16 protein-coding genes are annotated in these 15,933 nt (G+C 71.6%); 4 read left to right on the forward strand and 12 right to left on the reverse strand.

Annotated features, from left to right (window positions below; all coding sequences use genetic code 11):
* Nucleotides 1–113: 113 nt before the first annotated feature.
* Both HSO01S_RS13235 and HSO01S_RS13240 read left to right on the forward strand, forming a co-directional pair.
* Entirely contained in the window at nt 114–1,163 is a 1,050-nt protein-coding gene (locus HSO01S_RS13235) for an SLAC1 family transporter (RefSeq protein ID WP_169799984.1), read from the forward strand.
* Nucleotides 1,150–1,860, forward strand: a complete 711-nt coding sequence (locus HSO01S_RS13240) for a DNA-3-methyladenine glycosylase family protein (protein ID WP_066042116.1) — start codon at nt 1,150–1,152, stop codon at nt 1,858–1,860. Before HSO01S_RS13235 ends, HSO01S_RS13240 begins: the two co-directional genes overlap by 14 nt.
* Here the strand turns inward: HSO01S_RS13240 and HSO01S_RS13245 are convergent.
* The 4 genes from HSO01S_RS13245 to HSO01S_RS19635 all read right to left on the reverse strand — a co-directional run bounded on the left by HSO01S_RS13245 (nt 1,850) and on the right by HSO01S_RS19635 (nt 4,892).
* Nucleotides 1,850–2,701 carry an NAD(P)-dependent oxidoreductase gene (locus HSO01S_RS13245; protein WP_066042118.1) on the reverse strand — a complete coding sequence of 284 codons (852 nt, stop codon included), beginning with the start codon at nt 2,699–2,701 and terminating at the stop codon, nt 1,850–1,852. The two genes, HSO01S_RS13240 and HSO01S_RS13245, sit on opposite strands and share 11 nt — an antisense overlap.
* Before the next feature lie 95 nt (nt 2,702–2,796).
* Nucleotides 2,797–3,726 (reverse strand): SDR family NAD(P)-dependent oxidoreductase, encoded by a 930-nt coding sequence (locus HSO01S_RS13250; RefSeq protein ID WP_066042120.1) that lies wholly within the window; start codon nt 3,724–3,726, stop codon nt 2,797–2,799.
* Between the two features lie 166 nt (nt 3,727–3,892).
* Nucleotides 3,893–4,672, reverse strand: a complete 780-nt coding sequence (locus HSO01S_RS13255; protein ID WP_066042122.1) for a hypothetical protein — start codon at nt 4,670–4,672, stop codon at nt 3,893–3,895.
* 88 nt (nt 4,673–4,760) lie between these two features.
* Nucleotides 4,761–4,892 (reverse strand): hypothetical protein, encoded by a 132-nt coding sequence (locus HSO01S_RS19635; protein WP_281177824.1) that lies wholly within the window; start codon nt 4,890–4,892, stop codon nt 4,761–4,763.
* A 151-nt stretch (nt 4,893–5,043) separates the two neighbouring features.
* Between HSO01S_RS19635 and HSO01S_RS13260 the strand changes: the two genes are divergently transcribed.
* The gene (locus HSO01S_RS13260; protein ID WP_066042124.1) at nt 5,044–5,937 is read left to right on the forward strand and encodes a fructose bisphosphate aldolase; all 894 of its coding nucleotides are present in this window, start codon (nt 5,044–5,046) and stop codon (nt 5,935–5,937) included.
* Between the two features lie 73 nt (nt 5,938–6,010).
* On the opposite strand, the gene HSO01S_RS13265 is transcribed toward HSO01S_RS13260, so the two are convergent.
* From HSO01S_RS13265 to HSO01S_RS19095, 3 genes are all read right to left on the reverse strand, one after another.
* Entirely contained in the window at nt 6,011–6,766 is a 756-nt protein-coding gene (locus HSO01S_RS13265) for an SGNH/GDSL hydrolase family protein (protein ID WP_066042125.1), read from the reverse strand.
* Between the two features lie 67 nt (nt 6,767–6,833).
* Complete coding sequence (locus HSO01S_RS13270; protein ID WP_066042127.1) at nt 6,834–8,228, reverse strand: acyltransferase family protein; 1,395 nt, start codon at nt 8,226–8,228, stop codon at nt 6,834–6,836.
* Nucleotides 8,225–8,374 carry a hypothetical protein gene (locus HSO01S_RS19095; protein WP_169799985.1) on the reverse strand — a complete coding sequence of 50 codons (150 nt, stop codon included), beginning with the start codon at nt 8,372–8,374 and terminating at the stop codon, nt 8,225–8,227. Before HSO01S_RS19095 ends, HSO01S_RS13270 begins: the two co-directional genes overlap by 4 nt.
* A gap of 139 nt (nt 8,375–8,513) precedes the next feature.
* Between HSO01S_RS19095 and HSO01S_RS13280 the strand changes: the two genes are divergently transcribed.
* A complete protein-coding gene (locus HSO01S_RS13280) occupies nt 8,514–9,779 on the forward strand; it encodes a hypothetical protein (protein WP_157079066.1) in 1,266 nt (421 codons plus the stop codon).
* A gap of 15 nt (nt 9,780–9,794) precedes the next feature.
* Here the strand turns inward: HSO01S_RS13280 and HSO01S_RS13285 are convergent, their stop codons facing one another.
* From HSO01S_RS13285 to HSO01S_RS13305, 5 genes are all read right to left on the reverse strand, one after another.
* A complete protein-coding gene (locus HSO01S_RS13285) occupies nt 9,795–10,538 on the reverse strand; it encodes a GntR family transcriptional regulator (RefSeq protein ID WP_218003809.1) in 744 nt (247 codons plus the stop codon).
* A 78-nt stretch (nt 10,539–10,616) separates the two neighbouring features.
* On the reverse strand, nt 10,617–12,845 hold the full coding sequence (locus HSO01S_RS18380) for a PfkB family carbohydrate kinase (RefSeq protein WP_084361660.1): 2,229 nt from the start codon (nt 12,843–12,845) through the stop codon (nt 10,617–10,619).
* Nucleotides 12,842–13,627, reverse strand: coding sequence for an ATP-binding cassette domain-containing protein (locus tag HSO01S_RS13295; RefSeq protein ID WP_066042135.1), 786 nt, complete (start codon nt 13,625–13,627; stop codon nt 12,842–12,844). Before HSO01S_RS13295 ends, HSO01S_RS18380 begins: the two co-directional genes overlap by 4 nt.
* Nucleotides 13,624–14,658, reverse strand: a complete 1,035-nt coding sequence (locus HSO01S_RS13300; protein WP_084361661.1) for an ABC transporter permease — start codon at nt 14,656–14,658, stop codon at nt 13,624–13,626. The genes HSO01S_RS13295 and HSO01S_RS13300 overlap by 4 nt, the downstream gene beginning before the upstream one ends.
* A gap of 94 nt (nt 14,659–14,752) precedes the next feature.
* Entirely contained in the window at nt 14,753–15,862 is a 1,110-nt protein-coding gene (locus tag HSO01S_RS13305) for a substrate-binding domain-containing protein (protein WP_066042139.1), read from the reverse strand.
* Nucleotides 15,863–15,933: the final 71 nt, after the last annotated feature.

The following is a 15,933-nucleotide window of genomic DNA, read 5'->3' on the forward strand; positions in this document are numbered from 1 at the left end:
CGATGACGGATGCGCGGCGCCGTCTGGTCACTGGGGTCTTTCCCGGATGCGGCGGCCGGGGATCCCGTGGTGCGATGGCAGCCGAGCCCACTTCACCTGGAGGCGGTCTGCCGATGAGCACCCCGGAACCGGCCCCACCCCGACGGCTCGTGCCGCGCATCCCGCTCAACACCCTCGCGATCGGGTTCGGCCTGGCGGGTCTCGCGTCGCTGTGGTCGACGACGACGAGGGCGCTCGAGTTGCCGCTCGCCATCCCGGTCGTGCTCTGGACGGGTGCTGCGACGGCCTGGGTCTGGCTGATCGTCGCCCACCTCGTGCGGGGTTCCCGGAGCCCGGACACCCTGATGTCGCAGCTGCGGCACCCGGCTCAGGGGCCGATCGCAGCGATCGTCCCTGCGGTCGGGATGCTCCTGGGGGCCGAGCTGTACCTCGTGTGGCCGGCGGGCGGCTTCGTGCTCGCGGCGGTGTCCTTCGCGGCCGCGACGGTCTTCGCCGGCTGGATCCTGTCGTACTGGCACACCGGGCACCTCAATCCGGAGGCGTTCCACGGGGCGTACCTGCTCCCGACGGTGGCGGCACCGCTCGTGGCCTCCGCGGTGGCGGCGAAGCTCGGGTTCCCCGTGATCGCGATGGGAGCGTTCGCCGTCGGCCTGTTCTTCTGGGTCGTGCTGGTGACGGTGCTCCTGTCACGGCTCGCGTTCTTCCCGCCGCTCCCGGGGCCGCTCGTGCCGACGCTCGCCATCCTCCTCGCCCCGCCCGGGGTGGCCGGTGCGGCCTGGTTCGCGATGAACGGCGCTCACGACGACGTGGTCTCGGTCGGGCTGCTCGGGATGCTGGCCCTGATGTTCGTGCTGCAGCTGTTCCTGATCGGCACCTACCGGCGGTTGCCCTTCTCGCTCGGCTTCTGGTCGTTCACCTTCCCTGCCGCCTCCGCCGCCTCGTTCCTCATCGAGTGGGTCGAACTGGCGGCCTTCGACGGGTGGCAGGTGGTCGCCGCCGTCGCCGCGGGGTGCGTGACAATCCTGATCGCCGCCATCGGCATCCGCTCGCTCGTGCTGGTCGGGTCGGTGCGTCGGGGAGCCCACCGGGCGGAGCAAGCGCTGCGCCGCGCCGACGACGCGGCCCGAGGAGGAGGAGGAGGAGGACGACATGACGATCGATGAGCATGGCCACGAGGCCGACGCCGCTGCCCCCGCCTCGGACGCTCCCGCCGGTGGCGCCGCTTCCGCCGAGCGCGACGCGGCGGCCTATCGGGAACTCGGGCGGCTCGACCCCCGGTTCGCCGAGCTGGTCGTGCGACTCGGGACGCCCGATCCGTTCCACTTCCCCGACGGCGGGCGCACGGCCGAGAGCAACTTCGCCGGGATGGTCATGCACATCCTGGCCCAGCAGATCGCGACCCGGGTCGCTCTGGTGCTGTACGACCGGCTCGTCGCCGCCACGGGAGGCACTCCCACCCCGGAATCGCTGCTGCGCCTGGACGTCGATCAGCTGAAGGCGATCGGCACCTCGCACTCGAAGGCGACGTACCTCCGCGCGCTCGCCGAGGCCGTCGCGTCGGGCGGGCTCGACATCGAACGACTGGACGCGGTGGGCGACGCGGAGGTCGAGGACTCGCTGACCGCGATCACGGGGATCGGGCCGTGGAGTGCGGAGATGTTCCTCATCCACCAGCTTCACCGGGCCGACATCCTGCCCGCCGGTGATCTCGGCATCCGGACCGCGGTCCAGCGCCTGGACTCGCTCACGGCCGTGCCGTCGATCGAGGAGGTGCGCCGGAGGGGTGCGGCATGGAGCCCGTACCGCACCTACGCGGCCGCGCTGCTCTGGCGGTCGCTCGCCCCTGCGGTCAGCGGGTGACCAGGGCCGCCAGGCTCGGGAGGTCGCGGGCGCCCGCGAAGGCGCGTTCGGTGACGGCCTCGACGTCTGGCCCGTGCCCGCCGAACGCCTGGCGGAAGATCTCCATGTCGATCACCTGCAGGCGGCTCAGGTGCTCGGCGTTCCCGGTCGTGATCGCCGAGCCGAGCGACTGCAGCGCGCGGCTGGACCCCGTGCCGCTCCGGAGCACGTCGACGAGCGCGGCGATGTCGACGTGCTCGGCCGTCGCGAGGCCGAGGAGGTCGCTGATGTTCTTCTGGTTGGCCATGAGCATCGCGTTGTTGATCAGCTTCCCGACCTGGCCGGCCCCGGCGCCACCCATGTACGCGACGCGGGTCGAGTAGGTCTCGAAGAGGGGCCGGAGCGAGTCGACGACCGCCCGGTCGCCGCCGACGATCGTCGTGAGCTGCTTCGCGACCGCCCCGGCATGGCCCCCGCTGACCGGGGCGTCGATCACCTGCACGTCCCGCGTCGCAGCGGTGCGGGCCAGCTCGACGGCGGCCGCGGGCAGCCCGGTGCCGAGGTTGATCAGCACGGTGCCGGGCCGCAGCGCGTCGAGCAGCCTGCCGTCGACGAGCACTGCGGTGTTGTCCTTGTCCTCGCTCAGGCACAGGCCGACGATGTCGCTGACGGGGCCGAGTTCGGCCGGGGAGGGGTGCGCCGTGTAGGCGACGGCGGGTTCCTCGCCGAGCGCCCCGACTCGGCCGCTCCGCGACCAGACGTGCAGCGGATAGCCGGCCTCGGCGATGGCCCGGGCGATCGGGCCGCCCTGGTCGCCGAGACCGATCCAGCCGATGGAGGGCTTGTCGGGTGTCTCGGGCATGGGGTGTCCTTCCGTCTCGGTCGGGGGTACAGGTCTGGGGTGCTGAACGGGGTGCTCAGTGGTGCCGCTCGGTCGGGGCTGCTCGCGCGGCGCGCTCAGGACAGCGCGTTCTGGCTGACCTGCCAGAGCTGGTCGGCGGCATCCTCGTCGAGCGCGTAGTCGGCGACCTTCGTCGAGAAGATCGTCAGGTCCTCGGGCCGGTGGTCGGTGACCTCGGCCTCTTGGTTGTCGTTGAAATACCGCCCGCTGACCCCTTCGAGAAGAGGGGATGCGGCCAGCAGAACGGTCGTCGCGGCTCCCTGCTCGGCCGTCTTCTGCTGGTCCTCCGGCGTCGCCAGAGCGCCCCCGACGTGCCGCTGGAGCGGGGTCGGGATGGCGCCCGGGTTGAGGGTGTTGACCGTGATCCCGTCGTCCGCCCAGCGCCGCGCGGCACCGACGCCGAACAGGATGACGGCGGTCTTCGACTGCCCGTACGCCAGCCGCGCGTCGTAGGGGCGGAAGGCGAAGTTGATGTCACCGAACACGACAGGGGAGAAGAGGTGGGCCGACGAGCTGACCGAGACGACCCGCGATCCGCCCGCGGCGGCGAGGAAGGGGTGGAGGCCGGCCGCGAGGGCGAAGTGGCCCAGATGATTGGTCGCGAACTGCGTCTCCCAGCGCTGCGCCAGTGTGCGGTCCTGGATGGCCATGACGCCCGCGTTGTTGATCAGCAGGTGCAGGGGTTCGTCCCAGCCGTCGACGAAGCGGCGCACGGAGGCGGGGTCGGTGAGTTCGAGCTCGCGGACGTCGATGCGGTCGTTGCCGGTCTCGGCCGTGATGCGCTCGGCGACCTCTCGGCCGGCCTCCGTGTTGCGCACGGCGATGGTGATGGTCGCGCCGCGGCGGGCGAGGGTCGCGGTGGTGGCGACCCCGATTCCGGATGCTCCTCCCGTCACGATCGTGCGCCGTCCGGTCAGATCGACTCCCGCGCTGACCTCGTCGGCGGTCGACCGGGCATCGAACGGGGTGGTGATGCGTGGGGGCATGAGGTGATCCTCTCGGCGCGGTTCGGGTGCCCCCATCCCATCAGCCGGTGCGGATCGGCGAATCCCGGAACGCCCCCAGTCGGCACCGGGCTCCACCCCGGTGGGGCGCGCCCGAGCCCCCCCCGTCGGCGCGCGCGGCGCTGGACCGACGTGGCCCTGGCGCTCGTCAGCGCCGACGTGGCGGGGTGCGGCGGCGGGCGATCGTCTCGGCGTCGAGGTCGACACGGAGGGGCGTGACCGACGTCAAGCCCAGATCGACCAGGAGGGCTCGGAGGTCGTAGGGCCCGGGCTCCAGCTGCTTCCAGGCCGCGCCGTCGATCGAGACCGGGACGCGGGCGTACTCGCCGGGATCGAGCGGCACGGCGCGGCCCTGCCCGAGGGCCGCCCAGCCGAAGGCGGCGTCCGCGACCCCGGGTGCGGTGAAGGTGCCGACGACCAGGAAGCCGTCGCCATCCGGTCGCCAGCGAGTGTCACCGGTGTTCACGATGTCGACGGCGAACTCGCCGCCCGCCGCCGAAGCCGCGCCCGGCTCGGTCATGACGGCCGGCCAGCGCAGCTCGAGGCCACGCCGACGCTCCTGTCGGCCGGGGCGAAGCGGGAGAGGGTCGGGGTGGATGCTGAACCTCGGCCGGGCGCCGGCCGATCCCTCCGCCGCGTTCGCGGGTTCTTTCTCGAGGTGCGCCACCCGCCAGACCCGGCGGTCGTCGTCCACGGGCGCGCCGAGAACCGTGCTCCGATCCCGGACGTGGAGCACCCGCCAGCCCTCGGCCGGGGGATCCTCGACCGGCAGGCCCGACCGGGTCCGGCCCGGCGACGACTCCGCATCCACCTCGAATCCGAGTTCGCGGGCGAGTTCGGGGAGCGGGACACCCGGTGCCTCGACGTCCGATGCCGCCACGTCGACGTACCCGAGCTGGAAGAGGTCGCCCTGCGGGTGCTGGTCCATACTCGACCCTCCCACGCCGCCACCCCGCGAACCCTGGGCGATCGGCGGGAATCGGGAATCGGACCACGGCTCGGCCGGACGCGCGCGGTCAGGGCGCCGGCGCGCTCGTGGCCGGTTCGGGCTGGGGATCGCAGGTGTCGCAGTAGACGTATTCGCCCCGCACGTGCATCCACCCGTCGGCGCACTGGGTGCACTTCACGTTGAGCGGAATGGTGGGCATGACCTGAGCGTAGATCCCCAGCGCCCGAATGCACCCGGTTCCCGGAAATCCCGTGGCTGCCGAGGTGGGGTTTCGTGGCTAGGCTGGCGCTCGGGCAGCGAGATCGAGGCGCCGGCGGAGGCGCGCTCGCCGCCCGAGAGGGAGGCGCACGGTGCCCGACGAGCAGAAACTGAGCCGATTCGAGACCGCGCGCGGGTTCCTTGCCGCCCTCGACCAGAGCGGCGGCAGCTCTCCCAAGGCGCTCGCGCAGTACGGGATCGACGCGTCGCAGTACTCGACCGACGCCGAGATGTTCGATCTGATCCACGCCGAGCGGGTGCGCATCGTCACCGACCCGGCGTTCACCTCGTCGCGCATCCTCGCCGCGATCCTCTTCGAGGACACCCTCGACCGCGAGGTGGAGGGGCGCCCGTCGGCCGCGTACCTCTGGGAGGTCAAGGGGATCATCCCGTTCCTCAAGATCGACAAGGGCCTGCTCGACGAGGAGGACGGCGTGCAGCTCATGCGCGACATCCCGGGGCTCGACGACCTGTTGCCGCGCGCCCGGGAGGCCGGGGTGCTGGGCACGAAGGAGCGGTCGGTCATCCACTCGGCCCACCCCGACGGCATCCGGCGGATCGTCGCGCAGCAGTTCGACGTGGCCCGCGCCGTGCTCGCGCACGACCTGCTCCCCATCCTCGAACCCGAGATCGACATCCACGCGCCCGACAAGGCCGAGGCCGAGGTGCTGCTGAAGGCCGCGATCCTCGAGCAGCTCGAGACGCTCGACGAGGGGCAGAAGGTGGGGGTCAAGATCTCCCTGCCGTCGGTCAACGACTTCTACCTCGACCTCATCCGGCATGCCCGCGTCGCGCGGGTGGTGGCGCTCTCGGGCGGGTACGACCGCGACGAGGCGGACGCCCTGCTCGCGAAGAACCACGGCCTGATCGCGAGCTTCAGCCGGGCGCTGCTCGAGGGCCTGACGGCGCAGCAGAGCGACGCCGACTTCACGAAGACCCTCGACACCTCGATCGAGTCGATCTACCGGGCCTCCCTCGCCCCCTGACCCAGCCGTCGCCGACCGCTCGTCGCCGACCGCTCGTCGCCGACCACCGCCCGTCGCGGGGCGGCAGCGGGGTTCAGGATGCGGGAACGAGCCCGTCCTTCTGCAGTGCCTCCACGAGACGGCGGGAGAGGACCTCGTGGCCGAGCTGGGTGGGGTGGATGCCGTCGGGCGCGATGAGTTCGGGCGAGCCGTCGAGCCACGGGTCGGAGAGGGCGCTGATGTACGGGAGCTCTGCTGCGCGCGCCGCGTCGCCCACCGCGGCGTCGAGGGCCGAGACATCGGCCGGCACGGAGCGGGACGTCCAGATCGGGCCGACGACCACGATCTCCGCCTGCGGGAGCCCGGCGCGGAGCCTCGAGAACACGTCAGCCGCTGCCGACCGCACCTCGGCCGGGTCGGCCCCGAGATCGTTGCGTGTTCCGGCGATCACGACGACGTCCGGGTGGGCGGCGATCACCGCATCCACCCGCGAGCCGTAGGTGAGGTCGGGGGAGGGTTGCACGTAGCCGGTGCCGCCGATCGCGAACGGCTCGTAGACCCAGCCCAGGTCGCGCGCGGCGAGAGCGGTGAAGGAGTCGCCGGGGCCGTCGGCCCCCTCGCCCGCGGTGTACGAATCGCCGAGGAAGGCCGCCACGGGGGAGGACTGATCGGCCGGCCCGCCGCCGGTCGAGTCCGGGGACGGCGCACTCCCCACCGATCCGGAAGAGCCTGCGCTCGCGGCGGTCGCGGCGCCGAACCCGTAGGCCGCGGCGACGAGGCCGATCAGCGCCACGAGGGCCACGCCGATCGCGGCGAGGATCGCCCAGGGCGGACCGAGTCGGCGCGTCAACCGTGTGCTCGTCCCGCGCATACCGACGAGCATAGAGGCCCGTGCTCTGCCGAAGCTCCGAAGCGGGTCAGGAACCCACGAGGTCGGTGGGGGCGGGAGCCGCGGTCGGGATCGCGCCCGATGCTCCAGACGGTGCCACGGCCGCACCGACTGCCGGCCCGAGCGTGCTCGCGGGGTTGCGGCGGTACCTGGTCTTGCGCCGACGCGTGATCGAGCCGACACGGGTCTGCGGAACGGCGGCGGCGCGGCGGGACGGTCCTGTCCCCGTGCGGCGCGAAGGCGGAGCACCCGGGACGGCCGCGGGGCCGCCCGGAACGCCCGACGCCCTCCGCGCCCCGGAGCGCGCTCGCTTCTTCTTGCCCCACCCGAGCACGGCGTTGCGGCCGGGGATCTCGACGAACTTCCACAGCATCCAGGCCAGGCCCAGAGCGACCGTGAAGGCGAGCAGCGTGAGCGCCGCCCCGAGCAGGAGCGGGGCCTGCGGCGCACCACCGGGCCAGGCCGAGGCGATCACCCCGACGACGAGGAGATGGATGAGGTAGAACGCGAACGAGATCTCGCCGAGCCGCACGAGCGGTCGCGAGGAGAGGACGGTGAAGCGGCCCGACAGGTCGGCGCGGGCGAGCGCGGCGATCAGCAGCGCGTATCCGACCACCGTGATGGCGGCGAAGCCGTAGGGGTTCATCGGATAGAACTGCGAGTAGGCGTAGCCGGCGAGGGCGATGACGGCCGCCGGAAGCAGGCGCGGACCCCGCCAGGCGCCTCGGCGCATCAGGGCGCCGAGGGTGACGCCGAGCACGAACTCGGGCAGCCGGGCCAGCGGCGAGGCGCTCGAGGCGACGAGCGAGGGCAGCTGCCACCAGAAGGTCGGCAGTGCGAAGACGAGTCCGAGCGCGACGGCCCCGAGCAGCCACAGGCCCGCGTTGTTCAGCACGCGGACGTAGCGGATGACGAACGGGAACAGCAGGTAGAAGAAGGCCTCGACGGCGAGCGACCAGCTGACCGGGTTGCCCGCCTGGTACCACTCGGCGCTCCAGACGTTGGTGAGCGTGAGGTTGGCGAGGGCGGCGAGCGGATGCGGCGAGGCGATGCCGGGCAGGATCGTCGCCGCCAGCGCGAGCGCCACCGCGAGGCACACGAGGTGCAGCGGGTAGATGCGGGCCACGCGGCGCTTCCAGAAGCCGGCGATGGAGACGCCCGGCCGATCGGCCCAGGCGAGCACGAAGCCGGAGAGCAGGAAGAACAGCGACACCCCGGTGTAGCCGCCGCCGAACACGTAGCTCATGGCTGTGTAGCCGCCGCCGTTGAAGTAGTTCAGATTGCGGATGTGGTACGCGAACACCACGAACGCGGCGATCCAGCGGAGGCCGGTCAGCGACTGGAGGGCAGGGACGCGGACGGCGTGGTCGATCGACGGCGCGAACGCACCCCCGGCCGGAGCCTGGTCGAGCACGCGGCTCACCGGACGGGGAGACCCTGCTGCGCGATGCCACGGACGTGCTTCCGGGCCGCCGGCGAGCCGGCCGATCCCGCGCCCGTGGGGATGAATTGCCGGCCCCGGGTCATCCGGGATCCCGTCCCGGCCAGACCGTTACCGCGCATCGTCATGAAAAAAGCATAACTGACGATCAACACCTGTCGACACATGTGCACACCGTCCACCGCGTGGCGGCCCCGGCTCAGGATGCCGCGCATCCCGTGGCCCGTGGCCGGGTCTGCGTGCGCGGGTCGGGGCCGGGGCGGTAGCGTGGCGACAGCACGATCGGGGGGAACGGCGATGGCGGGTGCGGGCGGGGCGACGAGGGAGCCGGGACGGTGGCTTCGGCCGGCGACGGCGGATGCGCGACGGCAGCCGGTTCGACGGCAGCCGGTGCGGCAGCAGCAGGTGCGGCCGGCCATCGTGGAGGGGCGGCAGCGGCTGCTGCTGTTCGTGATCGCGGGCGGGCGGCAGGTGCCGTGGCAGCGGCTCACTCCGGCGAGCCGGTTCGCCTTCACGCACAGCGGGCACGTCAGCGTGCGCGCGCTCCTCACGAGCGCCGTCGCCCGCGGGTGGCGGGGCCTCCTGATCGCCTTCGTGCCCCTCATCGTGCTGGCCGCGACCGCACTGCTCTGGGGTTCGCCGGGGTGGATGACGTGGCTCTGGTGCAGCGCGCTCTGTGCGATCAACGCCGTGTTCCTGGTCGGCGGCCCCATCCTCTGGAACGGCCTCATCACGGCCGGCATCGCGATCGACCAGCTCGAGCTGGCGCCGGGGGACAACCGGGCCGTCGCCGACTGGCTGCGCACGAGCTATGGCCGTCGCGGGTGGCAGGGGTTCTGGATGCTCGTCGGGTCCGCGATCGGCGTCGCCCTGCTCTGGTGCATCAACCTGGCGTCGGAATTCGCCTTCACGCTCGGCATCGGCGAGTACCTCACCATGGCGGTGACCGCCGGTCTCGCGGTCAACGGCCTGTGGATCCTGTGGTGGATCGCCGGCCTCATCCCGACGCTCGGCGAGCAGCCGAGTCTGCGGCTCGACTGGCACAACCCGGCCCGCACCCCGGCGATCGTGTTCCTCAACCGGGCGCTCTGGAAGGCGAGCACGGCCATCTCGATCGGGATGATCCTGCTGGCCTTGGCCGTGCAGGGCCAGCCGTCGCCGTTCACTCTCGCCGAGGGCATTCCCGCGCAATGGTACGCGGCGGTGATCGTGCAGTTCATCGCCTTCCTGATCGTCGGGGCGGTCTTCGTGCGCGACGGGTTCTGGGCGCAGTGGAAGGTGTTCCGCCTCGTGCGGGTGCACATCGACAACGGCCGGAAGCCCATCGACGAGAAGCTGGTCGCCCTCACGGCGACCTTCTCGGCGCACGGGCGCCGCAGCCCGAAGGTGCTCTACTACGCCGAGCTCGACCGGCACTTCGACTCGCTGCGCGCCGTCGACCTCAAGCTCGGCTGGGCGCTGACCTGGGCGACGAGCATCGTGGGCGCGCTGGTGAGCGTGCTCGCGTCGGCGATCAAGCTGACGCCGGGCTGAGGCCGGACCGAAGGCTCAGCGCCGCCGGATGACGTTGAAGGCGATCTCGCTGCTGCGGTGGTAGTCGAGCGCATAGAGCACCCGCTGCCCGTCCCGGGTCAGGCAGGTCTCCTCGACCAGCAGCCACGGGTCGTACTTCTGCAGCTCGTGCTTCCCGGCGTACTCCGCGGGCAGGTTCGTGGCGCTGATCCTCGCGATCGACGACACGATGCTGTGCCCGTGCCCCTCGAGCGCACCCGTGACCGACACCCCCCAGTCGCGATACTCCAGCGGCCCGGGCAGGCTGTCGCGACGGATGATGTTGATGCTGAACACCATCGGCTCGTCGTTGCCGAGCCGCAGCCGCACCAGCCGGATCACCGGGTCGCCGACCTCGAGCCCCAGCTCGTGGGCCACGTGCGCATCCGCTACGTCTTCGCTCACCCCGAGCACGACGTTCGTCACCGCGTAGCCGAGCCCCTCGAGCATCTCGGTGATGCTCTCGTAGATCGTCACGGGCCGCTCGATCGTCATCGAGCCGAGCGCCGAGAGGAACCGCCCGCGGCCCTGGATGGCGTTGACCAGCCCGTCCTGCTCGAGCAGCTTGAGCGCCTCCCGCACGGTCGACCGTGAGGCCGAGAACCGGTCGGCGAGCTCGGGCTCGGTGGGCAGCTGGTCTCCCGGCCCGATGCCCTCGGAGGCGATCATGTCGAGCAGATCGTCCTTCAGGCGGTGGGCCAGCGGAGCCTTCTTCGTGCCCGGCACCTTGGAACCATTCACGGCAACCCTCTTTCGGCTACGTCAGCGCGTGAGCGCTCCCAGTGTAATGAGATTCATCGGATGATCGACGGATGTGTCCTATGTCCGGTCCGTGCCGCACCAGTCGATGGCCGCGCGGGCGATCATCCGGGCGGCCAGCGCGATGTTCTCGATCGCCACCCGCTCGTCGGTCGCGTGGGCGACGCGCACGTCGCCGGGGCCGCAGACCAGCGCCGGGATGCCGTAGGCCTCGTAGAAGTTGGCGTCCGACTGGGCTGCGGCCGTCACCGGCTCCTCCAGCGGCGGGACCGCCGGTTCCACGGCGGCGAGCTCGGTGCGCGAGGCCATCACCGAACGGGCGAAGTCCCCGGCCGGGTCGGTGAACGCGGGCGGCCAGGTGTCGGTCCAGGTGAACTCCACCGGATGCTCGCGCAGCCACGGATCCATGGCCGCCGCGTGCCCCACGTGCTCCTCGATCTCGGCCGCGATCTCGGCCGAGGTGTACCCGGGCGGGAAGGAGAGCAGGTAGTCGATCCGCGCGCGGTCGGGGAAGTAGGGCGCCGCCTCCACGCCGATGTCGGCCCGCAGCACCCCGGGATGGATGATGAAGGCGCCCGCCGGGAAGCTCGGGTGCGTCTTCGTGAACGCCCACTGCTCCTCGAGCTGCCGCATGGCGTTGTAGACCTGCACGATCTTGTCGATCGCGTTGACTCCGATCTCGTCGCCCGGTCCGCCTGCACGGATGGCGAGGTTCCGCGAGGCCCAGTGCGTCGACTTGCCGCGCACGGCCACCGAGAACAGGTAGTTCCCGGCCGCCGCGTTGGCCACCCGCAGGAGGTCCGGCGCGGTCGAGGTGGGCTCGGGCACGATCGCGCCGTCGACCAGGTACCCGGCCTCGAGGATCGCCGTGGTGCCGATCTCGTGGCTCATCGTCTCCTCGCCGACCACCGAGTGGATGTGCAGGTCGCCGGCGAGCGTGACGCCCGCTTTCTGCAGCGCACGGGCCGCGAGCCACATCGCCGCGTGCCCCGCCTTCATGTCGGTGGCGCCCAGGCCGTAGAGCCAGCCGTCCTCGATCACGGCCGTCCACGGGTCGTCGAAGCGGCCGGCCTGCGGCGAGACGGTGTCGATGTGCCCGTTCAGGGCGAGCGACCGCCCGCCGCCGGATCCCGGCAGGATCGCGACCAGGTTCGGCCGGCCCTCGGCCGCCTCGACCCATTCGATGCCGAAACCGAGCGGGCGGAAGGCCTCGGCCAGCAGCTCGTTCGCGCGCTTCTCCTCGCCCGCGTAGAGCGAGCCGTCGACACCGGGCTGCAGCGGGTTGACGCTGCGCACGGCGACGAGTTCGATCAGCAGGGCGGTGGCCTCGGCGGCGAACTCGTCGACCGCGGCGTCGACGGCCGCGTACCGGTCGGCGGCGACGCTCTGCGCGCCGCTGCGGGAGGCCGCGTCGCCGTCAGCAACATCGCCATCACCCGCGTCGCCGTCGCGCGCGTCGCTGTCAGCCACGTCGCCCTCGGGCTCCGGATGCGCCCACCCGGCCGGATGCGACACCGTCACGGCCGCGCGGCGCGCACCGTTCTCCAGCGCCTGCCCGACGTCGTCGCGTCGCAGCTGCGCCGCGATGAACCCGGCGATGAAGCTGTCGCCCGCACCGGTCGTGTCGACCACCTCGGCGGGCAGCGCATCCTGACTCCAGGTCGACGAGCCGTCGCTCGCGATCGCCCCGTCGGCACCGCGGGTCACGACGGCGAGCGGGACACCCGCCGCCACGGTCGTCTGGGCGATCGCGAGGGCGTCGACCCCCTCGCCGGCCGAGAGGAAGGCGACGTCGAGGTTGCCGAGTCCCGAGGCGACCGCGCAGTCCTGGCTCACCACGCCCTGCCAGCCGGTGAGGCGGCGCGCGGCCAGCCGCCCGCGGAAGTCGTCCGCATCCGGAAGCATGCCGATGTGCACCCAGGCGGCCGACGAGATCGACTCGAGTGCGTCGTCGCCGGGCCGGTACGCCGCCGTCACCCCGAAGTCCTCCCGCTCGAAGACCCGGTCGCCGGTCTCGGTGACGCGGATGAGGGTGATCGCGGTCTCGCCGGGCATCACCTCGAGGTCGTCGACCGCGATGCCGTTCCGCCGCAGCCCGCGGCGGATGATCTCGGCATCCTCGTCGGGCCCGACCGCGCCGAAGTAGCGTACGGCCACGCCCTGGGCGGCCAGCTGAACCGCGACGTTGAAGGCGTTGCCGCCCGAGTACTCGGTGGCGGCGGCATCGAGGTAGCGGTCGACGGTGTTGTCGCCGACGACGGCGACCCAGGGGGAGGAGGGCGGGGTCATGCGGTCTGGGCTCCTGTCATGATGGCGACGGCCTCGGTCATCGAGTGGGACTGCGGGGTGATGGTCGCCGCGCACTTGCCGAGCCGCTGGATGTGGATGCGGTCGGCGACCGCGAAGACCTGCGGCATGTTGTGACTGATGATGATGACCGGGATGCCCCGGTCGCGCAGGGCCTTCACCAGCTCGAGCACCTGGTTCGACTCCCGCACGCCGAGCGCGGCGGTGGGCTCGTCGAGCACCACGACCTTGGAGCCGAACGCGGCCGCGCGGGCGACGGCGACGGCCTGGCGCTGCCCGCCGGAGAGGTTCTCGACCGGCACCGTCACGTCCTGCAGGGTCGAGATGCCGAGCTCGGTGAGCTCCTTCTCGGCCTTCGCGCGCATGCCCTTGACGTCGAGCATCCGGAACACCGAGCCGAGGATCCCGCTCCTGCGCTCCTCGCGGCCGAGGAAGAGGTTCGAGGCCACGTCGAGCGCGGGCGAGACCGCGAGGTTCTGGTAGACCGTCTCGATGCCGGCGGCCCGCGCATCCTGAGGCCGTTTGAAGGTGATGGGGCGGCCGTCGAGCAGCAGCTCGCCGGTGTCGGGCACCTCGGCGCCCGTGAGGCACTTGACGAGCGTCGACTTGCCGGCGCCGTTGTCGCCGATGATGGCGAGCACCTCGCCGGGGAAGAGCTGCAGCCCGACTCCGTCGAGGCCGACCACCCGGCCGTAGGTCTTGACGAGCTTGCGCGCCTCGAGGATCGGGGTCCGGGTGCGGGGTGCGGTTTCGGTCGAGGTCATGAACGGGCCTTCCTGATCCACTGGTCGACGGCGACCGCGACGATGATGAGCACGCCCACGGCGAGGGTCTGGTAGAGCACGTCGAGGCCCGCGAGGGCGAGACCGTTGCGGAAGACGCCCACGATCAGGGCCCCGAGCAGGGTGCCCCAGATGGCGCCGCGGCCGCCGAAGAGGCTGGTGCCGCCGATCACGACGGCGGTGATCGAGTCGAGGTTGAGGTCGAGGCCGGAGTTGGGGCTGGCGGCGTTCGTGCGGCCGATCTGGATCCAGGCGGTGATCGCGATGATCGCTCCCGCGGCCAGGTAGACCGAGAAGAGCACCCGGTTGACGCTGATGCCCGCGAGGCGCGCGGCCTCCTTGTCGTCGCCGACGGCGTAGACGTGGCGGCCCCAGGCGGTGCGGTTCAGCACGTAGGCCATCACGACGTAGAGCAGCAGCATGATCACGACGCCGGCGGTCAGGCTGATGCCGCCGATCGTGAAGGTGGTTCCGGTGAAGGTGAGCAGCGGCGGGATCTCGGCTCCCCGCACCGTCGTACCGCCCGTGTAGAGCAGCGTCACGGCGGTGAAGATGCTGAGCGTGCCGAGGGTGACGATGAAGGGCGGCAGCTTCAGCCGGGTGACGAGCAGGCCGTTGAGGGCGCCGGCGGCGATGCCGACGACCAGTCCGAGCAGCAGGCAGAGCACGGGCGGCAGGCCCGAGGTCGACGCGGTCTGCGCCATCACCATGGCGGCGAGGATCATGATCGCGCCGACCGAGAGGTCGATGCCGGCGGTCAGGATGACGAGGGTCTGGGCGATCGCGAGCGTGCCGACGACGGCCACCTGCTGCGTGATCAGGGAGAGGTTCTCGGGCCGGAGGAAGCGGTCGTTCAGCAGCCCGAAGACGATGATCGCCACGACCAGCACGAGCGCGGGGCTGATGGCGGGATGCCGGTGGAGGATGCCCCGGATGCGGGTGGCGGGTGTCGTTCGGTCGAGGAATTCCTCAGCCAGGTCGACGGAACCTGTCTTGGGTGCGGCGTCGGTCACGATGCTTCTCCTGGTCGGGATCGGGGGAGGAGCGGGCCCCCCGTGAGGGGAGCCCGCCCGCGATGCGCTCCGGTGTCGTGCGGAGCGGAGTGGATCAGAAACAGACTTCCTGGCCCTCCGTGACGTCGATGCTCGGCACGCCGGGCATCGGGTCGTTCGTGATCAGCTGCACGCCGGTGTTGAAGAACTCCTTGCCGTCCTCCGGCTTGGGGGCGTCGCCGGTGGTGACGAGGTCGTAGATCGCCTGCACCCCGAGTTCGGCCATCTTGAGAGGGTACTGCTGCGCGGTGGCCTGCAGGATGCCGTCCTGCACGTACTGCGCGCCGTCGCACGATCCGTCGATCGAGACCGTGATGAGCCCGTCGGTCTTGCCCGCGGCCTGCATCGCCTGGTAGCCGCCGTAGGAGGCCGGCTCGTTGATGCCGTAGATCACGTTGATGTCGGGGTTCTTGCTGAGCAGGGTCTCGGTCGCGGTGCGGCCGCCCTCCTCGGTGCCCTGCGTGGCCAGGTTGCCGACGATCGTGTACGAACCGCCCTTGCCGCCGGTGTAGGTGCCGGTCGGGGCCTCGTCGCCGTTCTTCGCCGGGTCGCCGACGTCGATGCCGAGACCGTCGAGGAAGCCCTGGTCGCGGTCGTAGTCGACCGTGAGCACCTTGTCGTCGAAGAGGTCGAGCAGCGCGATCACGGCGTCGCCGCCGTCGAGCTTCTGGGCCGTCCACTGACCGACCAGCTGGCCGGCGAGGAAGTTGTCGGTCGCGAAGGTGATGTCGACCGAGTCGGCCGGGTCGGGGACCGTGTCGAGCGCGATCACGTAGAGGCCGGCATCCCGGGCCTTCTGGATCGCGTCGAAGACCGTGGGACCGTTGGGGGTGATCAGGATGCCCTGGTCGCCTCGCGAGATCGCGTTCTCGATCGCCTGGATCTGGGTGTCCTCGTCGCCGTCGACCTTGCCGGCGGCGACCGTGAGGTTCACGCCCAGCTCGTCGGCCGCGGCGGTCGCGCCGTCGGCCATCTCCTGGAAGAAGGAGGTGCCCTGGGTCTTGATGATGAGGGTGACCGCGACGTCGTCGCCCGCGGCCGCCGTCGAGGGGGCGCCGGTGCCGCTCGAGGAGCATCCGGCGAGGGCGAACAGGGCGAGGCCGGCTGTGGAGGCCGCGGCGACTCGCAGCCGCAGGGCCGCTTTGGAGCTGAGTGAGGTGATCATGAGGGGTCCTAACCCGGCGGCTTTTGCCGCGCGATGGGGGTCGATGGTTCTGGGAAGAGGTGCAGGGTGGG

The organism is Herbiconiux solani NBRC 106740 (assembly GCF_001571005.1).
GTDB lineage: Bacteria > Actinomycetota > Actinomycetes > Actinomycetales > Microbacteriaceae > Herbiconiux > Herbiconiux solani.